Raw genomic sequence first — 19,836 nt, 5'->3', positions numbered from 1 at the left:
CGCGCCCGGGAACTGTCGGCAGGGGGCTACCTCAGGAGGTCGCGGTGCGGAGCACCTTGCGCGCGGCGTAGAGGTCGGCGAAGGCGCGGAAACCGTCCCGCAACGGGCGGAAGCTCGATCCCTCGCTGTCCGCCCACGCCACCGGCAGTTCCATGGCGCGAAGACCGGCCTGCTTCGCGCGCGCGATGACCTCCACGTCGAACGCGAAACCGTTCAGCGCCCCGGCGGCGAAGACGCGCTTGGCGGCCTCGGTGCGGAAGAGCTTCATGCCGCACTGGGTGTCGCTCACCTTCCCGGTGACGGTGGTCGCTGCCAGGTTGAAGGCCCTGCTGCCCAGTCTCCGGACCAGCGGCTGGGGCACGACGTACCGCGCACCGAAGGCCCTGCGCGAACCGATGACCACGTCCCACCCCGAGGTGAGGATGGCCAGGCCCGTGAGGACCGCCTCGGGGGGCGTGGACTGGTCGGCGTCGACGTACCCGACGAAGGGTGCCGTCGCGTGCGCCACTCCCGCGCGGACCGCAGCTCCCTTGCCCTTCTCCTGGCAGCTGATCATCTTCACCAGGCGGTGGCGCGCGCTCAACCTGTCGACGATGTCGGCCGTGGTGTCGACGCTGCCGTTGTCGACGACGATGAGGCGGACGGAGTACGGCGAGCCGCCGAGTTCAGCCACGAGGGCCTCGACGGTCGGGCTGATGCGGCGTTCCTCGTTGTAGGCGGGGATGACCAGGTCGAGGTCGGGGCTCGAAGGAGGAGTCAACTCCACCTCGGCGCTGCGCGCACCCCCCGGGGAAACGGCGTGGCGAGCGGCCGGCAGAACGGCTGCGGGCGGACTCGACACCGAAAGAGGAGGCGGACCCAACACGTTGGCACCGTCCGGCATGTCTGTCTCCCTCGTCGAGGTGGGGGGGATGGCAGCGTCGCCGATCGCAGCGTAGTGGAGACGCTCCGTGAAAGTAACCCTCCGGAAGAACACGGTTCCTCCTCGCACATCGAGCGCTCCCGGCCCTTCGGCGACCACCGAACCCCCGTAGGCATGGGTAGTGCTACTACCGTCACCCAAAGCAATGATGAACACCCTCCCCGAAAGGGGGGCACGAACCGCTCGCAGTGCGCACCGGGCGGTTTCACGAGAACTCCGAACCCGCGAACTCGTTGCGGGCCGCAGCCCTGCGGTGCCAGGCTGCACGCATCCACGACTCCTCCGAGAGGGGTGAACAACACGTGAACGACGGCTCGTCGTCCGCGGTGCAACCACCGCCGGCAACACACCGGAATAACCCCACCACACCGAGCCGGACGACGAATTCCCCGCTCGAGCGGCCACACCCGACCCAGGACGCCGAAACCCCGGACGGCGGGGTCGAGGCGCCCCTGGTCCTCGTGGACGAGGCGCTGTGCGCGGAGTGGGACGAACTCGCCACCCGCTCCGGTGCCGCCCCGTTCCTGCGACCCGGGTGGATCCAGGCCTGGATGTCCGCGTTCGAACCCCGTCGCGCACTGCACGCCCTCACGGTCCGGCGCGGCGGGGAACTCGCCGCGATCCTGCCCGTCGTCCGGAAGGGCGGATCGCTGCACTGCCCGACCAACGCGGAGACCCCCGTGATGGGCCCCGTGGCCCTCGATACGGCAGCGCTGCGCCCGCTGATCGGATCGCACGTCGAACGACACGGTCTGACCCTCCGGTTCTCCCCTGAGGACGGCGACCAGGAGGCGCTCATCGGGAACGCGCGCGCCCGCGGGCTCCTGGTGTCCGTCACGCCCCTGCGCCGATCCCCGTGCACGAGCGTGCAGGGGAACTGGGAGGAGTTCCAGGAGCGCACCCTCACCGCCTCCCGCCGCAGGGACCTGCGACGCAACGAACGACGGCTCGCCGCGGCCGGCGAACTGCGCCTGACCAGTCACGACGTCTCCCAGGACCTGCTCACAACCCTGCAGCGGGGCCTCGAGCTGGAAGCGGCCGGCTGGAAGGGCGACGAGGGGACCGCGGTGCTGTCACGCCCGGCGACGACCTCGTTCTACCGCAGCGCCAGCGCCTGGGCCGCCTCCGCGAGCCTGCTCCGCCTGTACTTCCTCACCCTCGACGGTGAACCGGTCGCGTTCTCCCTCAACCTCGAGCAGAACGGGACCTCCTACGGCGTCAAGACCGCTTACGCACCCGCCCACCGGGCCTTCGGGCCGGGCGTGCTGATGCTGCACCGTCTCATCGCCGAGGGTTTCTCCCGCCCGGAGATCCACATGCTGGAGCACCTCGGCGAGGACGATCCCTTCAAACGCGAGTTCTCCACGGGGGTCCGCCACCAGTCCTGCGTGCGGGTCTTCCCGCGCGGAGCCCGAGGTCGACTGCAGCAGCAGGTCGATCGCGGCAGGCTCGCCCTCACGACGGAACTGCGACGCAGGACCACCCCGGAGAGCCGACGCACCGTTCAGCGGATGCTGGCGAGCGTGAAGCGCTAACCGGGGCCCAGCGCCCGCGTCATGGTCCGCCCGGTGGTGCACCAGCCCTCTCGCTCGTACAGCGCTGCTGCAGAACTGTTGAACTCGTGGACCTGCAGGTCCACGTTCCGCGCACCCCTGTCACGAGCCCACCGGCAGACCGCGTCGAGCAACGACGTACCGATACCCCTGCCACGGTGCCCGTCCTCGACGACGAGCACGTCGACGTGGGCGACCCGAGCACCCCCCGAAACCTGCGCCAGAATCCTCCGCAGCGGGGACAGCACCAGCCGGGTGCTGGCACAACCCACGACGCGGCCGTCGATCTCGGCCACCAGAACCGTGCAACTGCGGTTCAGGACCAGAGCACGCAGCAACTGCCGCACCACGGGTTCCGCAACCGGAGCACCACCGGAACCTTGCTGGTCGTGGAACTCGGCCAGGCAGCGAGAGAGCCTGAGCAGAGCCGCACGGTCCGCGACACGGGCTGTCCTGACGGAGAACTCCGACACACGCCCCTCCCCGCCCCACGAAGAAACCCTCGGGATCGATCCCCTGACGAGTGAGGACCCTAGCCGGTGAAACCGCGCCAAAGCACCAACCCCTGATCAGCAGGACTGGTTCGCCCGAACCGTTTCACCGGCCCGGCCTGACGCCTATGGTTCTTCCAGACGCGGCCCGCGCGCCGGACGCGTACGCGCCTCGCGGAGAGGAACCCGCGACGGAGCCGACCGGGAAGCGCTGCGAGACGGAAGGAGCAGCTGATGCCCGTACGGAAGAACATCCTCGACATGCCGCTGGAGGAGGTGCGGAGGTTCACGGCCGCTCTCGACGTGCTGAAGGAAGACGGCACCTACGACGACTTCACCCGGCGACACATGACCGCGATGAACGACGCGACACCGGCGGGCTCGGCACGCAACGTCGCGCACCAGGGGCCGGCGTTCCTGCCGTGGCACCGCGCGTCACTGCTGGAGCTGGAGAACGCCCTGCTGGCCGTGGACCCCTCACTTCCCGGATTGCCGTACTGGAGGTGGGAGCGGGAGAGCAGGCTCAACGGCGGCGACCCGCGGCGATCCCGCTTCTGGACCGCCGACTACGTCGGTTCCGACGGTTCCGCCGGCTCCGGCAACCGCGTGCTGGACGGCCCCTTCGCCTCGTGGGTCGCCCTGATCCACCAGGGCAGCACCGGCGCCTTCGTGCCCAGGTCCACCCCCGGGCTCATCCGCCGCCTCGGCCGGGACCCCCACGGCACCACGACCTTCCCGGACGAGGCGCAGGTCACCGACGCCGTCGACAGGTACACCGTCTACGACGCCGCGCCCTGGGACGCGACCGTCGCCGGTTTCCGCAACCGCATGGAGGGCTGGCACGGCGGTTCGAGACTGCACAACCAGGTGCACCTGTGGGTCGGTGGGGACATGCTCCTGGGGACGTCGCCGAACGACCCGGTCTTCTGGCTGCACCACTGCAACGTCGACCGCATCTGGTGGTCCTGGCAGGCGCGGTACGGCGTCGTCTTCAAGTACCAGCCCGTCTCCGGTGGGCCGGAGGGGCACAACAGGAGCGACGTGATGCGGCACCTGCTCGCACCGCGTCAGGTGGGCAGCGTCCTGGACATCAGGACGCTCGGGTACAGGTACGTCTAGGAGGCACCGTGATCAGTCGCAGGCACTACATCGCCGGCACGTGGGCGGTGGTCTCGGCCGCCGTGATCGGGACCACCGTGGTGCAGCCCTTCTCGGACGCCGAGGCAGCCGGCGCCCCCCTCGAGGAGCGGTTCACCTACCGCGGTCGCGACGTCGACATCACCCGCCACGGCCGCTCCGCGCACGCGCACGCGCAGGTGCAGGTGCAGGTGCGGGTGAACGGGAGGAAGGAGATCCACGTCCACCGGGGCGGCCCGCGCAACGGCTACGTCACCCACGCCCTGCCGTTCACCGAGTACGCGTCGCCGCAGCAGCTCGCCCGTGCGGTCATCGACGCCGAGGACGCCGGGCTGCTGCTCATCTGAGGCGGCGGCCCGGCGCGCCCGTCGCGCGGACCGGCGGCCGGGGCGAGCGCTACGCCTCGTCCCGGCCACCGTCCTTGCGGAACAACCTCCAGAACGCACCGGCGCGGCCGCCCTCACCGCCCTGCGCGGCGCCCGCCGCCTCGGCGGGGTCCAGGCGCCCCAGCACCAGCTGCTGGACCTGGTCCGGCCACACCGACAGCAGCAGGCCCGGCTTCGGGTCCTCCCCGCGCTCACCGGCGGTCCAGCTCTGGCCCTCGATGGCCTCCTCGCGCACCGTCAGGAGCAGCAGCTGCGCCTGGCGCAGCACCGCCGACAGCTTCTGCGCGTCGTCCTCGCCGGTGGCCGGGTCGTGGGTGACCAGCACGCAGCCGAGCCCGCGCACGGGCACCACGTGCGCACGCACCCCGGCGAGCGTGCACACCTCCGCGAGCTTGCGCGCGTCCGCGACCGGCACCACGAGCACCGAGCGCACCGGCGGCTTGGGGCCGAACTCGCGCTGGAAGGCCGCGTCGAAGTCGAAGTCCTCCCCGAGACCCTCCCCGAGGCCCTGAGCGTCCCCCTGCTCGTCGCCCGGGTCCGCGGGACGCTCGTTCACGAGAACCTCACCGTGACCGCCTGGCCGTGCGCGGGCAGGTCCTCCGACTCCGCCAGGGCCACCACGTGGCCGGCGACCTCGCGCAGCGCCGCCTCGTCGTAGTCCACGACGTGCACGGCGCGCAGGAACGTCTGCACGCTCAGGCCCCCCGAGTGCGCCGCGGTGCCGCCGGTGGGCAGCACGTGGTTCGAGCCGGCGCAGTAGTCGCCCAGCGACACCGGTGAGTGGGCGCCGACGAAGACGGCGCCGGCGTTGCGCACCCGGGCGGCGACCGCGCGCGCGTCGGCCGTCTGCACCTCCAGGTGCTCGGCGGCGTAGGCGTCCACCACCGCGACGCCGGCGTCGACGTCGTCGACGAGGACGATCCCGGACTGGCTGCCGCCCAGGGCCTGCGCGATGCGCTCGGCGTGCTTGGCAGCCGGCACGCGCTCGGCGAGCGCCGCCTCGACCGCGTCGGCCAGCGCCACCGAGGGCGTGACGAGCACCGCCGCGGCCATCGGGTCGTGCTCGGCCTGGCTGACGAGGTCCGCCGCGACGTGCCGCGGGTCGGCGGTGTCGTCGGCGAGCACCGCGATCTCGGTGGGGCCGGCCTCGGAGTCGATGCCGACGACGCCCTGCACGTACCGCTTGGCGGAGGCGACGTAGATGTTGCCGGGGCCGGTCACCACGTCCACGGGAGCCACGACGACGTCCCCGGCCGCGTCGCGCGCCCCGTAGGCGAACATCGCCACCGCCTGCGCACCGCCGACCGCGTACACCTCGTCCACGCCGAGCAGCTCGCAGGCGGCGAGGATCGTCGGGTGCGGCAGGCCGCCGTGCTCCTTCTGCGCCGGGCTGGTCACCGCGATGGAGGCGACCCCGGCCTCCTGCGCGGGCACGACGTTCATGACGACGCTGGAGGGGTACACCGCCCGCCCGCCCGGCACGTACAGCCCGACGCGGCCCACCGGCACCCAGCGCTCGGTGACGGTGCCTCCGTCGGCCAGCCGGGTGGTGGTGTCGGCGCGGCGCTGGTCGGCGTGCACGAGGCGGGCGCGGCGCACGCTCTCCTGAAGGGCCGCACGCACCCGCGGGTCCAGCTGCTCCAGGGCGGCGCGCAGCGCCTCGCGCGGCACGCGCACGTCGCTCAGGCGCACGCCGTCGAAGCGTTCGGTCAGCTCCGCCAGGGCGGCGGTGCCGCGGGCGCGCACGTCCTCGCAGATCGGGGCGACGGTGGCCAGGGCGGCGGCGACGTCGACCTCGGCGCGGGGCAGCACGGTGCGCAGGGTCACGGCGTCGAGGACGCGGCCGCGCAGGTCGGTGCGGCGCAGCGCGGGGACGGCTCCGGCGGCGGCGGCCGGGGCGACGGGCTGGGCGGGGCTCACGGCAGCGAGTGTACGGACGGCGGCGGCCCGCGCGGCCCGGCCCGGCACCGGCCCTAGACTCCCGCGGGTGCCCCAGCGCCTGCCCCTGTTCCCGCTCGGCAGCGTGCTCTTCCCCGGGCTGGTGCTGCCGCTGAACGTCTTCGAGCCGCGCTACCGCCGCCTCGTGCAGGACCTCGTCGCCGAGGAGCGCGACGGGCTGAAGGGGTTCGGGGTGGTCGCCATCCGCTCCGGCCACGAGGTCGGCGAGGGGCGCGCCCACGACCTGCACGAGGTCGGCTGCGTCGCGCTGCTGCGCGAGGTCACCGAGCTGGACGACGGGCGGTACGAGCTCGTCACCGTGGGGGCCACCCGGTTCCGGCTGCTGGGCCTGGACGAGGACGCCGGCACCCCGTACCCCACGGGCCTGGTCGAGCCGTACGGCGACGACGAGGACGACGAGGACGCGCCCGTGCCCGCCGACGTGGCGGCGCTCGCCGCGGCCGTCGAGCGCCGCTTCGGCGAGTACCGCGAGCAGCTGGGCATCGGCGGCTCCACCGCCCCCACCGACCCGTCGGTGCTGTCGTACCTCGTGGCCGCGGCCGCGGTGCTGCCGCTGGCCGAGCGGCAGCGGCTGCTGGAGGCGCACGACACGCGCGCGCGGCTGCGCGAGGAACTGGCGCTGCTGAAGAAGGAGACCGCCCTGGTGGCCGCGCTGGGGACGGTGCCGGCCACCGAGCCGCCGGGCGAGCAACCCAACCCCAACTGACCGGGAGGTCCACGTGGCCAAGCACCGCGGCGCCCGCGCCGAGTCCGGCACGCCGGCGCTGCGCGTCCTCGCCGAGCGCGGCACCGCGCACACCGCGCACCCCTACGAGCACGACCCCGCGGCCACCGCCTACGGCGAGGAGGCCGTGCGGGCGCTGCGGGAGCAGGGGGTGGACGTCACCGCCGAGCGGCTCTTCAAGACGCTGCTGGTCGACGTCGACGGCCGGCTCGTCTGCGCCGTCGTGCCCGTCGCCGCGATGCTCGACCTCAAGGCCGTCGCCGCCGCAGCCGGCGGCAAGAAGGCGGCCATGGCCGAGCCGGCGCGCGCGCAGCGCTCGAGCGGGTACGTGGTCGGCGGCATCAGCCCGCTCGGGCAGAAGACGGCGCTGCCCACCGTCGTGGACTCCTCCGCGCAGGGGTTCGCGACCGTGTTCGTCAGCGCCGGGCGACGCGGCCTGCAGGTGGAGCTGGCGCCGGAGGACCTGCTGGCCGCCACGGGCGGGCGGTACGCGGCCCTCGCCCGGCTCTGAGGACGGTCCCCGGGGCGGTCCCCGGGGCGGTCCTCAGTCCTCCGACCGCGTCCAGTCCACGAGCGCGCGGGCGAGGGCGACCACGGCGACGACGGCGCTGAGCACCAGCGGCTGCACCAGCACCACCGCCCACGCGTACACGGACACGTGCGTGAGCGACGACGGGTCCGACGGCGGCAGCGCGCCCGCGGTCGCGACCGTCAGCAGCGACCCGGCCAGGGCCCCGGCCAGCGCCGCCACCAGGACCGGCAGCGGGTGCTCCCGCGCCCAGCGCAGCACCAGCGCAGCAGCGACCAGGCCGACGAGCGCCGTCAGCACGGCGAAGGACCCGTCGCGGGCGATGGGGTAGGCGGCCCCGGAGACCACGACCGGTTCCCCGACCAGCCACGGCGAGGGGCGGCGCGCCAGCGCCCACCACACCGCTCCGAGCAGCACACCGGCGACCGCCTGGCCGAACAGCAGCGCCATCGGCGAGCGCAGTCCGCGGGTGCCGCTGCCCGTGCCCGCCGTCGTGCCCCTCACGCCAGGCACGTCGGGCCGAGCAGCGCCTTCAGGTCGCCGAACAGCGCCGGGCTCGGGGTCACCCGCAGTGCGTCGTCCAGGCGCATCAGGGTTCCCGCTCCCCCACCCGCCTTCGTCAGCCGCAGCCGCACCTCGGTGGTGCCGGGGTGGGTGGTCAGCACGTCGCGCAGGCGCTCCACCACCGGCGGGGTGCAGCGGGCCGTGGGCAGCGAGACGGTGACGGGCATGCCGTCGGTGACGCTGACGTCGGGCACCTGCAGCTCGGAGGCGTAGATCGTGGGCACCTCGTCGCGGCGGTTCAGCCGCCCCTTGACGACCACGACGAGGTCCTCGGCCAGCAGCGGGGCGACCGTCATGTACGCCTGCGGGAAGAACAGGCACTCGATGGCGCCCTCGAGGTCCTCCACCGTGACGATGGCCCACTGGTTGCCCTGCTTGGTGGTCTTGCGCTGCAGGCCGGTGATCATGCCCGCGATCGTGATCTGCGAGCCGTCCGGGCGGGACTCGTCGGCGGTCAGCGACGCGATGGAGCAGTCGGAGGCGTTGGCCAGCAGGTGCTCCAGGCCGAACAGCGGGTGGTCGGAGACGTACAGGCCGAGCATCTGCCGCTCGTGGGCCAGCAGCTCGCCCTTCTCCCACTCCGGCAGGTCGGGGATCTCCACCGTGAAGCCTCCCGAGGCCGCCGCGCCGTCCTCGCCGCCCAGGCCGGCGAAGAGGTCGAACTGGCCGATGGCCTCGTTGCGCTTGACGTCCACGACGGCGTCGACGGCGTCCTCGTGCTTGGCCACCAGCGCGCGGCGGCGGTGCCCCAGGGAGTCGAACGCCCCGGCCTTGATGAGCGACTCGATGGTGCGCTTGTTGCACACCACGGCCGGCACCTTCGTCAGGAAGTCGGTGAACGACTCGTAGCGGCCCTTCTCCTCGCGGGCGGCGACGATCGCGTCGACGACGTTGGCGCCGACGTTGCGGATCGCGGTCAGGCCGAAGCGGATGTCCTTGCCGACCGGGGTGAAGTTCGCGCTGGACTCGTTGACGTCCGGCGGCAGCACCCGGATGCCCATGCGGCGGCACTCGTTGAGGTAGAGCGCCGACTTGTCCTTGTCGTCGCGCACGCTGGTGAGCACCGCGGCCATGTACTCGGCCGGGTAGTTCGCCTTGAGGTACGCGGTCCAGTAGGACACCAGTCCGTAGGCGGCCGAGTGCGCCTTGTTGAAGGCGTAGTCGGAGAAGGGCACGAGGACGTCCCACAGGGCCTTCACCGCCGCGGAGGAGAACCCGTTCTCCTTCATGCCGGCCTCGAAGCCGACGTACTCGGCGTCCAGGACCTCGCGCTTCTTCTTGCCCATCGCGCGGCGCAGCAGGTCGGCCTTGCCGAGGGTGTACCCGGCGACCTTCTGCGCGATCGACATGACCTGCTCCTGGTACACGATCAGGCCGTAGGTCGTGGAGAGGATCTCCTCGAGGGGTTCGGCCAGCTCCGGGTGGATCGGGGTGATCTCCTGCTGGCCGTTCTTGCGCAGCGCGTAGGCGGTGTGCGAACCGGCGCCCATCGGGCCCGGTCGGTACAGCGCGCCGACCGCGGAGATGTCCTCGAAGTTGTCCGGGCGCATCAGCCGCAGCAGCGAGCGCATCGGGCCGCCGTCGAACTGGAACACGCCCAGGGTGTCGCCGCGCCCGAGCAGGGCGTACGTCGCCGGGTCGTCCAGCTCCAGGGAGTCCAGGTCGACGGGGTCCTTGCCGTTGAGCTCGACGTTCTTCAGCGCGTCGTCGAGGATCGTGAGGTTGCGCAGGCCCAGGAAGTCCATCTTGACCAGCCCGAGCGTCTCGCACGTCGGGTAGTCGAACTGGGTGATGATCGCGCCGTCGGCCTCGCGCTTCATGATGGGGATGAGGTCGATCAGCGGGTCCGAGGACATGATGACGCCGGCGGCGTGCACGCCCCACTGCCGCTTCAGGCCCTCCAGGCCGCGCGCGGTGTCGACGACCCGCACGACCTCCTGGTCCGTCTTGTACAGCTCGCGGAACTCCCCCGCCTCGGAGTACCTCTTGTGGTTCGGGTCGAAGATGCCGGAGAGGGGGATGTCCTTGCCCATCACGGCCGGCGGCATCGCCTTGGTGATGCGCTCTCCCATGGAGAACGGGAACCCGAGCACGCGCGAGGCGTCCTTGACGGCCTGCTTGGCCTTGATGGTGCCGTAGGTGACGATCTGCGCGACGCGGTCGGTGCCGTACTTCTCGACGACGTACTGGATGACCTCACCGCGCCGGCGCTCGTCGAAGTCGACGTCGAAGTCGGGCATCGACATGCGCTCGGGGTTGAGGAAGCGCTCGAAGAACAGCCCGTGGCGCAGCGGGTCGAGGTCGGTGATCTTCATGGCGTACGCGGCCATCGACCCGGCACCGGAACCGCGACCCGGACCCACCCGGATGCCGTTCTCCTTGGACCAGTTGATGAAGTCGGCGACGACGAGGAAGTAGCCGGCGTACCCCTTGGAGACGATGACCTCGATCTCGTACTCCGCCTGCTTGCGGACGTCGTCGGGGATGCCGGCCGGGTACCGCTTCGCCAGCCCGCTCCAGACCTCCTTGACGAACCAGCTCTCCTCGTTCTCCCCGGGCGGGCAGGGGTAGCGCGGCATGTAGGCGCCGGTGGACTCGGTGAACCCCACCTCGCAGCGCTCGGCGATGAGCAGGGTGTTGTCGCAGGCCTCCGGGTGGTCGCGCCACAGGTGGCGCATCTCCGCGGGGCTCTTCAGGTAGAACTCGTCGGCGTCGAACTTGAACCGCTTGGGGTCCGCCAGCGTCGACCCGGACTGCACGCACAGCAGCGCGGCGTGCGCCTGCGCGTCCGAGGCCTGCGTGTAGTGCAGGTCGTTGGTCGCCAGCAGCGGCAGGTCGAGGTCCTTGGCGAGCTTGAGCAGGTCGTCCTGGACGCGCTTCTCGATGTCCAGGCCGTGGTCCATCAGCTCGCAGAAGAAGTTGCCGGCGCCGAAGATGTCCCGGAACTCCGCGGCCGCGGCGCGCGCCTCGTCGTACTGCCCCAGCCGCAGGCGCGTCTGGACCTCCCCCGACGGGCAGCCGGTGGTCGCGATGAGGCCCTTCGCGTACGTGTTCAGCAGCTCGCGGTCCATGCGCGGCTTGTAGAGGAAACCCTCCAGGGAGGCCAGCGAGCTCATCTTGAAGAGGTTGTGCATGCCGGCGGTGTTCTCCGCCAGCATCGTCATGTGGGTGTACGAGCCGGACCCGGAGACGTCGTCGCCCGGGCGGGTGCCCTGCTCGCCCCACTTCACGCGCGTCTTGTCCTGGCGCGCGGTGCCCGGCGTCAGGTACGCCTCGACACCGATGATCGGCTTCACGCCGTGCTTCTGCGCGGTCTTCCAGAAGTCGTAGGCGCCGAAGACGAAGCCGTGGTCGGTGGTGGCGACCGCGGGCATGCCCATGGCGGCCGCCTCGCGGAAGAGGTCGTCGACCTTCGCCGCCCCGTCGAGCATCGAGTACTCGGTGTGCACGTGCAGGTGGGCGAACGAGTCGGCGGATGCCATGGTGAGGCGCCTCCTGAGCGGTGCAGCGGGGGTGGTGCGGGATCGATCGTAGGCGGCCCCTGCGACAGGGCCGGGGAGCCTCGCCGGGCCGGGCTCAGCGGGGCTCGGGGCTCAGCCGGCCAGGCGCTCCAGCGCCGTGGCGAGGTCGGCCGGGTAGGCGCTGGTGAACGACACCGGCCGCCCGGTGCCCGGGTGCTCGAAGCCGAGGCGGACGGCGTGCAGCCACTGCCGGGTCAGCCCCAGCCGGGCCGCCAGCGTCGGGTCCGCCCCGTAGGTGAGGTCCCCCGCGCACGGGTGCCGCAGCGCCGCGAAGTGCACGCGGATCTGGTGGGTGCGGCCCGTCTCCAGGTGCACCTCCGCCAGCGCCGCGGCGCGGAAGGCCTCCAGCACCTCGTAGTGGGTCACCGAGGGCTTGCCGTCCGCCGTCACGGCGAACTTGTACGCGCTGCCCGGGTGCCGGCCGATCGGGGCGTCGATCGTGCCGCGCAGCGGGTCCGGGTGGCCCTGCACGACCGCGTGGTAGACCTTCTCGACCGTGCGCTCCTTGAAGGCGCGCTTGAGGGCCGAGTAGGCGTGCTCGCTCTTGGCCACCACCATCAGGCCCGAGGTGCCCACGTCGAGGCGGTGGACGACGCCCTGGCGCTCGGCGGCCCCGGACGTGGCGATGCGGTACCCGGCGCCCGCCAGGCCCCCCACCACCGTCGGTCCCGTCCAGCCGGGGCTGGGGTGCGCGGCCACGCCGACGGGCTTGTCGACGACGACGAGGTCGTCGTCGTCGTGCACGACCGTCAGCCCCTCGACGGCCTCGGGCACCACGACCGGCGCCGACGGCGGGTCGGGGACCTCCACCTCCAGCCAGGCGCCGGCGCGCACGCGGTCGGACTTGGCCGCCGGGGAACCGTCGATGAGGACGCCACCCGCCGCGGCGATCTCCGCGGCGCGGGTGCGGGACAGGCCCAGCAGGCGGGAGAGGGCGGCGTCGACGCGCTCGCCCTCCAGCCCGTCGGGGACCGGCAGGCTGCGGACCTCAGGCACGGGACCCCTCCCCCGCGCCGCGGGCGCTGCGCTGCTCGCGGGTGCCGTCCAGGTTCACCCCGCGCAGCGACAGCACCGCGATGAGCACGGCGGCCGCGCAGATGCTCGCGTCGGCGACGTTGAAGATCGGCCAGCGCGGCAGCTCCAGGAAGTCCACGACGTGACCGCGGGCGAAGCCGGGCTCGCGCACGAGGCGGTCGGTGAGGTTGCCGGCCGCACCGGCCAGCAGGAAGCCGAAGGCGAACGCCCAGCCGGTGCTGCGCAGGCGGCGCACCAGCCACAGCACGGCGAGGACCACCGCCACGGCCAGGACCGTGAAGATCCACGTGCTGCCGGTGGCGAAGCTGAAGGCCGCCCCGGGGTTGCGGATCAGGTGCAGCTGCAGCAGCTCGCCGACGAGCGGCTCGCGCACCCCGGGCTCCAGGTGAGCCACGGCCAGCACCTTCGTCACCTGGTCCAGCGCGTAGACGAGCAGGGCGAGCACGAGGGCCCACGAGGTGCGCCGCGGGTGCGCGCCGGGCGGCGGGGGGCCGGTGGGTGCGGGATCGGTCATGGCCGCACGAGTCTCCCACGCCGCCGGGTGCCGGCGCTCCGCCGGCCACCCGCCCGGCCGGGGCGGGTGGACGGCGCGGGCGTCAGCGCCGCTCGCCGCGGGCCTTGCAGGCCACGCAGAGCGTCACGCGCGGGAAGGCCTGCAGGCGCGCCTTGCCGATCGGGCCGGCGCAGGACTCGCACGCGCCGTACGCGCCCGAGGACATGCGCACCAGCGCCCGCTGCGTCTGCTCCAGCAGGTCGCGGGCGTTGTTGGCGATCGTCATCTCGTGCTCGCGGCCCGCCGTGGCCGCCCCGTGGTCGACCTGGTCGTCACCGGCCCCCTCGCCGCCGGCGACGAGCGCGGAGAAGGAGCTGGTCGCCTCGTCGACCTGGCGCGTCAGCCGGTCGATCTCCGCCTCCAGCTCGGTGCGCACCTCGTCCAGCTCGGCCGGCGTCCAGGCCTCCTCGCTGTCCTTGACGGGCAGTTCGCGCACGGACGCCGCGCGTGCCGCGCTCCCCGACCGGGCGCGAGCCGTCCCCACCGGTGCACCGCCGCGCCGCGTCGCCGACGTCCCCGAAGCCGCTGCCCCCACCGTGGTCCCCCTCCGTTCGACGCGGCCGCCTGCCGCGTGCGGGGAACACTAGGGATATGACTGTCTGTAAGCAACTGGAAACAAAAAGTCACCCAGCTGGTCGCCCGGCACGTCTCCCACCACCGCCCGAACGCGGACGTGCCACCACCCCGACGGGGGGTGGTGGCACGTGCGGCAGCGTGGCGGGAGCCGCTCAGCGCGACACGGCGTCCTCCGGCACGACGCGGCCGGCGCGGCGCAGCTCCTCCAGCTGACCGGCCATGAACGCCTCCAGGTGCTCGCGGTAGCTGCTCTCGCGACCGCGCAGCTGCGCGATGGCCTCCTCCAGCGAGCGCTGCCGTCCCTGCAGCTCCTCCAGGGTGCGCTCGCGCTGCGCCTCCGCCTCCGCCACCGTGCGCTCGGCGCGCTCGCGGGCCGCCGCCAGCAGGGCGTCGCGCTGCTGCTCGCCCTCGCGCACGTACTCGTCGTGCAGGCGCTGGGCCAGGGCGATCACACCCGCGGCCTGCGCGGAGGGGGAGGCGTCCGCCCCGGCGGGCGCGGCACCGGGTGCGGCCTGCTGAGCGGCCGGGGACGGGTGCGCGCCGGCGCCGTCCTGCTGGGCGACCGCGACCGGGGCGGGCTCCTCGCCGGACAGCTCGGCCACCCGGGCCCGGCACACCTGAAGCTGCGAGCGCAGCTCGTCGTTCTCCGCGTTCAGGCGACGCAGCTCGGCGACGACCTCGTCCAGGAAGTCGTCCACCTCGTCCTGCGCGTACCCCTCACGCACCCGCGTGGGGTTGAAGCGCTTCTCGACGACGTCCTCCGGGCTCAGCGGCATGGGGGCTCACCTCTGTCGACGGCCGCCCCGGCCGGACGGCGCTCGGGCAGCACCGTAGCGGACGACCCCGCGGTCGGGGATCGCCCCGCGACGTGCGCTGGCGCCCGTCAGGCGGCGCTGGCCGCGGCGGTGTTCAGGACGCCCAGCAGCAGGGAGCAGGCGATGGCCAGCACCAGGAAGGCGAGGTCCAGCTGGACGGCACCCAGCCGCAGCGGCGGCAGCACCCGGCGCAGCACCTTCAGGGGCGGGTCCGTCACCGTGTAGACCGCCTCGGCACCGACCAGCACGACACCGCGGGGGCGCCACTCGCGGGCCAGGACCTGCACCCAGTCCAGGACCAGGCGCGCGATGAGGCAGAGGAAGAACAGGAGCACGACGAGGTACAGGAGCGAGAGGACGAGGGCCACCCGACCATCCTGCCCGACGCCGGGGCCCGCCACGCCCACCACGCCCCGTGTCCACCGGAACGACACACCGCCACCTCACCCCGCACCGCGCCTCGGGGAGCAGCGGTGGTGGTGGCGCTCGCGTCAGGACTGGTTGAAGAAGGTCCGCTCGGCCGGGTGCTCCTCCTCCTGCGAGGCCACCTCGACGTTCTGCGGCGACAGCAGGAAGACCTTGTTCGTCACGCGCTCGATGGAGCCGTGCAGACCGAAGACCAGGCCGGCGGAGAAGTCGACCAGCCGCTTGGCGTCCGAGTCGTCCATGTCGGTGAGGTTCATGATCACCGGCACGCCGTCGCGGAAGCTCTCACCGATGGTCTTGGCCTCGTTGTACGTGCGGGGGTGGATCGTCGTGATCCGGTGCAGTTCGGGAGCGCTGCTGACCTGCGGCACCACGTGGGCCACCTGCCTCCTGATCGGGGTCACCTGACCCGTGGTCTCCGCGCGGCGCTCCGCGACCGGAGTGTGGTCGACCGGTCGGACCTCGGACCGGGAGTCGTGGCGCGGCTCGGGCCGCGGCGCGGCGTGCGCGCCGCGCACCGCCTCCACCCGCTCACGGGCGGGCTCGGCCTCCGGCTCCTCGGCGTAGCGGTCGTCCTCGGCGAGGCCGAGGTAGACCATCGCGTTGCGCAGTGCGCCGGCCATCGCAGTCTCCTCGGGGGGTCCGGTCGTGGGGTGTCGCCGCGGCGGGCGCCCGGCCCCGGTGACGTTACCGCGCGCCCGGACGCGCGCCCAGGACCGCGCTGCCGACACGCAGGTGTGTCGCTCCCGCCGCCACCGCCGCCTCCAGGTCCCCGCTCATGCCGGCCGACAGCGCCACCGCGCAGGGGTGGTCCCGGCGCACGCGCTCGGCGGCGGCCACCAGCTCCGCGAAGGCCCGGGCGGGCTCCTGCCCGCGCGGGGCGACGGCCATCAGCCCGGCCAGGCGCAGCGAACCGGCCGCCGCGACCGCGTCCGCCACGCGCAGCACGTCGTCGCCGGCGGCGCCTCCCCGGGCGGGGTCGACCGCCGCGCCGAGGGCGGCGGCCAGGTCCACCTGCACGAAGCAGTCCAGCTCGCGCCCGGCGGCCGCGGCACCCGCCGCGAGGGCCCGCGCCAGGCGGGCGCGGTCCACCGAGTGCACGACCGAGGCGTAGCGGGCCACCGAGCGGGCCTTGTTCGTCTGCAGCTGGCCGACGAAGTGCCAGCGCAGGTCCGGGTGCGGTCCGGCGAGCGCGGCCGCCTTCGCGGACGCCTCCTGGTCGCGGCTCTCGCCGACGTCGCGCACGCCCAGGCCGGCGAGAGCGCGCACGTCCCGGGCGGGGAAGAACTTCGTGACGACCACGACGGTCAGCTCTCCCGCGTCGCGCCCCGCCGCGGTGGCCGCAGCGGCCACCCGCTCGCGCAACCGCCCCCACCGCTCGGCGAGCTGCGCGACGCGGGCCGCGTCGCCGATCCCCGGGCCGGTGGTGCCGATCACGCCAGCACCACGACCCCGGCGCTGCGGCCGGTCACGCCGTCGCGCCGGTAGGAGTAGAGGTCCGCGCCCTCCAGCGTGCACGGGCCCGGGCCGCTCGCCGGCACCCCCGCCCGCTCGAGCTGGGCGAGGACCCCGGCGGGCACGTCCACCGCGTCGGTGCCCCAGCGGGTCGTGGCCCGGGCCTCGGGGACGGCGGCGGCGACGTCGTCGGCCATCTCGCGCGGCACCTCGTAGCACGAGCCGCACACGGCCGGCCCCAGCACCGCGCGCACGTCGCGGGCACCGGCGGCCCGCACGGCGGCCAGGACGGCGGGGACCACCCCGGCCACCAGGCCCGGGCGGCCCACGTGCGCCACCGCCACCACGCCGGCGCCGGGGTCGGCCAGCAGCACGGGCACGCAGTCGGCCACCACCACGGCCAGGGCCAGACCCCGCCGGCGGGTCACCAGGGCGTCGGCGCGCGGCGCCTGCTCGGGGACCTCGTCCACCTCCACGACGTCGGCGCCGTGCACCTGCACCGGCACGACGAGCGCGTCGGCGCCGACCGCCCGGCGCAGGGCCGCGCGGTGGCCGGCCACGCGGGCCGGGTCGTCCCCGACGTGGTCGCCGAGGTTGAGGCCCGCGAACGGCCCCGCCCCGCCGGCACCGGCCCGGGTGGTGAAGCCGCCGCGGACGCCGGCAGGCAGGCCGGCGTCCAGCAGCGGCACGTGCACGTCGCTCACGGGAGCCGCGCCCCGCACGGCGCGGGCCGCGCGGGGCGGCGGCTCACTTGAGGAAGTCGGGCACGTCGAGGTCGTCCTCCTCGGGCCGCGGACGGCCGGGACGACGCACGCCCGCGGTGTCGTTGGGCAGCTCGATGATGCGCGGCACCTGGACCGGGTCCTCGCCCGGCACCATCTGCGGCTGGTGCTGCACCGGCTGCGCGCCCTGCTGCGGCGCGTACTGCGCAGCGGGCTGCTGCTCCGGCGGCGCCTGCTGCGCGTACTGCGGAGCGGGCTGCTGCGGCGCGGCCGGGGCCTGCTGCTGCGGGGCCTGCTGCGCGTACTGCGGCGGCGCGTACTGCGGGGCCGGCTGCTGCGGGGCCGGCGGCGCCGCCGCGGGCGCCTGCTGCTGCCACGGCTCGGGCCGCGGCGCGCGCGGCGGGACACCGGGAGCGGCCGGGGCGCGCCCACCGGGGACCTGGCCGGCCGCGCGCTCCCCGCGCGAGCGCACCGGGGTGCCGCTGTCGAAGCCGGCGGCGATGACGGTGACGCGCACCTCGTCGCCCAGGGCGTCGTCGATGACCGCGCCGAAGATGATGTTCGCCTCGGGGTGCGCGGCCTCCTGCACCAGCCGTGCGGCCTCGTTGATCTCGTACAGGCCCAGGTCGGAGCCGCCCTGGATGGACAGCAGCACGCCGTGGGCGCCGTCGATGCTCGCCTCCAGCAGGGGCGAGGAGATGGCGGCCTCGGCGGCCTGCACGGCCCGGTCGTCACCGCGGGCGGAACCGATGCCCATGAGGGCGCTGCCGGCGCCCTGCATGACGGACTTGACGTCGGCGAAGTCCAGGTTGATGAGGCCGGGCGTGGTGATGAGGTCCGTGATGCCCTGGACACCGGAGAGGAGGACCTGGTCGGCGGACTTGAAGGCGTCCAGGATGCTGACCTGCTTGTCGCTGATGGACAGCAGCCGGTCGTTCGGGATGACGATGAGGGTGTCCACCTCGTCGCGGAGCTCGGCGATGCCGGACTCGGCGGAGTTGGCGCGGCGGCGGCCCTCGAAGGTGAAGGGCCGGGTGACCACGCCGATCGTCAGGGCGCCCAGGCCGCGGGCGATGCGGGCCACGACGGGCGCGCCGCCGGTCCCGGTGCCACCGCCCTCGCCGGCGGTGACGAAGACCATGTCGGCGCCCTTGAGCACCTCCTCGATCTCCTCGGCGTGGTCCTCGGCGGCCTTGCGGCCCACCTCGGGATCCGCGCCGGCGCCCAGGCCGCGGGTGAGCTCGCGGCCGACGTCGAGCTTGACGTCGGCGTCGCTCATGAGCAGCGCCTGCGCGTCGGTGTTGACGGCGATGAACTCGACGCCCTTGAGGCCGACCTCGATCATCCGGTTGACCGCGTTCACCCCGCCGCCGCCGACGCCGACGACCTTGATGACCGCTAGGTAGTTCTGCGGAGCTGCCACGTCGAGTGCCTCTCGCCTCTTTCGCCGATGCCTTCCGGGGCCGGCCGGGCCGTTCCCGGTGAAACGCTGACCCTCAGGTAGAGGGTTAACGTTATGTCATTTCCTGCTGGTGGGTGACCGTAGGGAGCCGGAGGGCCGACGTGCAACTAGCGGCCCGGCGTGTCGCGCGGGCGCACCGCCCGGAGAGGAAGACCACCCGTTCAGCTGAGGGTCCCCTCAGCGCCACCGCGGTGCGGCCGGCAGCGCTCACGCCGCCGGCCGCACCGCGGGCGCGTCCGGTGCCGAGACGTCGATCGAGGCCGCCTCCGAGGCCGCCGGGTCCGCCAGCAACCGCAGCAGGACCTGGGCCTTGCGCTCGGGCCGGCCGGCGTCGCCCCACAGCACCGAGGGCCCGTCGGACAGCTGCAGCACCACCGAGTCCGGGCTGCGCGCCGTGATGGAGGCCACCCGGGAGCGCACCCCGTCCGGCAGCGCCCCGTTCACGGCCAGGGCCGCGCGCAGCGTCCCCGGCCGGGAGCGCTCGACGTCGACGCTCAGCAGCGGCACGCCCGCCGGCGCCTCCTCGGCGTGCTGCAGGACGCGCGCGTCGGCGTCCACGAGGTCCACCCCGCCGGTGGTCGACGGCACCGCCGCGACCGCCCGCCGCTCGTGCAACCGCACCACGAGGGTCGAGGGCCACGAGCGCTCGACGTCCACCGACTCCACCAGCGGCAGACCGCCCGCCACCCGGCGCGCCACCTGCCCGGTGTCCACCGACGCCAGCGCCTCGCCCCGCAGCCGACCCGCCAGGTCCAGGACCCGCTCCGGCGCGGTGCGCGAGGCGCCCACCACGCGGACCTGCTCCACCCGCAGCCACGGCGAGCCGAACGCCACCCACACCAGCGCGGCCAGGAGCGCGGCGAGCACCGCCGCGACCACCGCTGCGCGGCGCCCGGGCCGGGGCAGCCTGCCGCGGCGCGCCAGGCGGCCGGTGAGGTCCGCGACCCGGGCCCCGCCGCGCGCCTGGGCGCCGCGGGCCGCCGGGCGGGCGCCGTCGCGGGGACGG

The 19,836-nt window shown here is 73.9% G+C and carries 21 protein-coding genes; 5 read left to right on the top strand and 16 right to left on the bottom strand.

Annotated elements, in window-relative coordinates:
* Window positions 1-31 precede the first annotated feature (31 nt).
* Window positions 32-760 (bottom strand): dolichyl-phosphate beta-glucosyltransferase, encoded by a 729-nt coding sequence (locus V9U69_RS02315; RefSeq protein ID WP_337059682.1) that lies wholly within the window; start codon window positions 758-760, stop codon window positions 32-34.
* Window positions 761-1,110: 350 nt separating this feature from the next.
* Here V9U69_RS02315 and V9U69_RS02310 point away from each other — a divergent pair, with 350 nt between their 5' ends.
* Window positions 1,111-2,457: a GNAT family N-acetyltransferase gene (locus tag V9U69_RS02310; protein WP_337059681.1), complete on the top strand. Its 1,347-nt coding sequence runs from the start codon at window positions 1,111-1,113 to the stop codon at window positions 2,455-2,457.
* On the opposite strand, the gene V9U69_RS02305 is transcribed toward V9U69_RS02310, so the two are convergent.
* A complete protein-coding gene (locus tag V9U69_RS02305; protein ID WP_337059680.1) occupies window positions 2,454-2,948 on the bottom strand; it encodes a GNAT family N-acetyltransferase in 495 nt (164 codons plus the stop codon). The two genes, V9U69_RS02310 and V9U69_RS02305, sit on opposite strands and share 4 nt — an antisense overlap.
* A 252-nt stretch (window positions 2,949-3,200) precedes the next feature.
* Between V9U69_RS02305 and V9U69_RS02300 the strand changes: the two genes are divergently transcribed.
* Together V9U69_RS02300 and V9U69_RS02295 are read left to right on the top strand one after the other, a co-directional pair.
* Window positions 3,201-4,085 (top strand): tyrosinase family protein, encoded by an 885-nt coding sequence (locus V9U69_RS02300; protein ID WP_337059679.1) that lies wholly within the window; start codon window positions 3,201-3,203, stop codon window positions 4,083-4,085.
* Window positions 4,086-4,093: 8 nt separating this feature from the next.
* Complete coding sequence (locus V9U69_RS02295; RefSeq protein WP_337059678.1) at window positions 4,094-4,450, top strand: hypothetical protein; 357 nt, start codon at window positions 4,094-4,096, stop codon at window positions 4,448-4,450.
* Window positions 4,451-4,499: 49 nt separating this feature from the next.
* On the opposite strand, the gene V9U69_RS02290 is transcribed toward V9U69_RS02295, so the two are convergent.
* Window positions 4,500-5,045, bottom strand: a complete 546-nt coding sequence (locus V9U69_RS02290) for a hypothetical protein (protein ID WP_337059677.1) — start codon at window positions 5,043-5,045, stop codon at window positions 4,500-4,502.
* Entirely contained in the window at window positions 5,042-6,409 is a 1,368-nt protein-coding gene (hisD, locus tag V9U69_RS02285; RefSeq protein WP_337059676.1) for a histidinol dehydrogenase, read from the bottom strand. Before hisD ends, V9U69_RS02290 begins: the two co-directional genes overlap by 4 nt.
* Before the next feature lie 67 nt (window positions 6,410-6,476).
* Between hisD and V9U69_RS02280 the strand changes: the two genes are divergently transcribed.
* Together V9U69_RS02280 and ybaK are read left to right on the top strand one after the other, a co-directional pair.
* Complete coding sequence (locus V9U69_RS02280; protein ID WP_337059675.1) at window positions 6,477-7,154, top strand: LON peptidase substrate-binding domain-containing protein; 678 nt, start codon at window positions 6,477-6,479, stop codon at window positions 7,152-7,154.
* Between the two features lie 13 nt (window positions 7,155-7,167).
* Entirely contained in the window at window positions 7,168-7,683 is a 516-nt protein-coding gene (gene ybaK / locus V9U69_RS02275; RefSeq protein ID WP_337059674.1) for a Cys-tRNA(Pro) deacylase, read from the top strand.
* Window positions 7,684-7,716: 33 nt separating this feature from the next.
* Here ybaK and V9U69_RS02270 read toward each other — a convergent pair whose 3' ends face one another.
* The 12 genes from V9U69_RS02270 to V9U69_RS02215 form a co-directional block, all read right to left on the bottom strand.
* Entirely contained in the window at window positions 7,717-8,205 is a 489-nt protein-coding gene (locus tag V9U69_RS02270) for a hypothetical protein (protein ID WP_337059673.1), read from the bottom strand.
* Window positions 8,202-11,747: a DNA polymerase III subunit alpha gene (gene dnaE, locus V9U69_RS02265; RefSeq protein ID WP_337059672.1), complete on the bottom strand. Its 3,546-nt coding sequence runs from the start codon at window positions 11,745-11,747 to the stop codon at window positions 8,202-8,204. Before dnaE ends, V9U69_RS02270 begins: the two co-directional genes overlap by 4 nt.
* A 111-nt stretch (window positions 11,748-11,858) precedes the next feature.
* Window positions 11,859-12,782: an RluA family pseudouridine synthase gene (locus V9U69_RS02260; RefSeq protein ID WP_337059671.1), complete on the bottom strand. Its 924-nt coding sequence runs from the start codon at window positions 12,780-12,782 to the stop codon at window positions 11,859-11,861.
* Complete coding sequence (gene lspA / locus V9U69_RS02255) at window positions 12,775-13,335, bottom strand: signal peptidase II (protein WP_337059670.1); 561 nt, start codon at window positions 13,333-13,335, stop codon at window positions 12,775-12,777. Before lspA ends, V9U69_RS02260 begins: the two co-directional genes overlap by 8 nt.
* An 82-nt stretch (window positions 13,336-13,417) precedes the next feature.
* Entirely contained in the window at window positions 13,418-13,810 is a 393-nt protein-coding gene (locus tag V9U69_RS02250; RefSeq protein WP_337059669.1) for a TraR/DksA family transcriptional regulator, read from the bottom strand.
* Between the two features lie 292 nt (window positions 13,811-14,102).
* Window positions 14,103-14,726: a DivIVA domain-containing protein gene (locus V9U69_RS02245; protein WP_337059668.1), complete on the bottom strand. Its 624-nt coding sequence runs from the start codon at window positions 14,724-14,726 to the stop codon at window positions 14,103-14,105.
* Window positions 14,727-14,833: 107 nt separating this feature from the next.
* Entirely contained in the window at window positions 14,834-15,133 is a 300-nt protein-coding gene (locus tag V9U69_RS02240) for a YggT family protein (protein ID WP_337059667.1), read from the bottom strand.
* Window positions 15,134-15,256: 123 nt separating this feature from the next.
* Window positions 15,257-15,814: a cell division protein SepF gene (locus tag V9U69_RS02235; RefSeq protein ID WP_337059666.1), complete on the bottom strand. Its 558-nt coding sequence runs from the start codon at window positions 15,812-15,814 to the stop codon at window positions 15,257-15,259.
* A gap of 64 nt (window positions 15,815-15,878) precedes the next feature.
* Window positions 15,879-16,628 carry a YggS family pyridoxal phosphate-dependent enzyme gene (locus V9U69_RS02230; RefSeq protein WP_337059665.1) on the bottom strand — a complete coding sequence of 250 codons (750 nt, stop codon included), beginning with the start codon at window positions 16,626-16,628 and terminating at the stop codon, window positions 15,879-15,881.
* Entirely contained in the window at window positions 16,625-17,350 is a 726-nt protein-coding gene (gene pgeF / locus V9U69_RS02225; RefSeq protein WP_337059664.1) for a peptidoglycan editing factor PgeF, read from the bottom strand. The genes V9U69_RS02230 and pgeF overlap by 4 nt, the downstream gene beginning before the upstream one ends.
* Before the next feature lie 43 nt (window positions 17,351-17,393).
* Window positions 17,394-18,791, bottom strand: a complete 1,398-nt coding sequence (gene ftsZ, locus V9U69_RS02220) for a cell division protein FtsZ (protein ID WP_337059663.1) — start codon at window positions 18,789-18,791, stop codon at window positions 17,394-17,396.
* 246 nt (window positions 18,792-19,037) lie between these two features.
* Window positions 19,038-19,836 (bottom strand): cell division protein FtsQ/DivIB (locus V9U69_RS02215; RefSeq protein ID WP_337059662.1); only part of this gene is annotated, 799 nt, incomplete at its 5' end.

The organism is Kineococcus sp. G2 (assembly GCF_037154035.1).
In the GTDB taxonomy this organism is placed as follows: Bacteria; Actinomycetota; Actinomycetes; order Actinomycetales; family Kineococcaceae; genus Kineococcus.
Note: the sequence above shows the minus strand (reverse complement) of the source record. Positions and strands in the feature narration are given on the sequence as shown.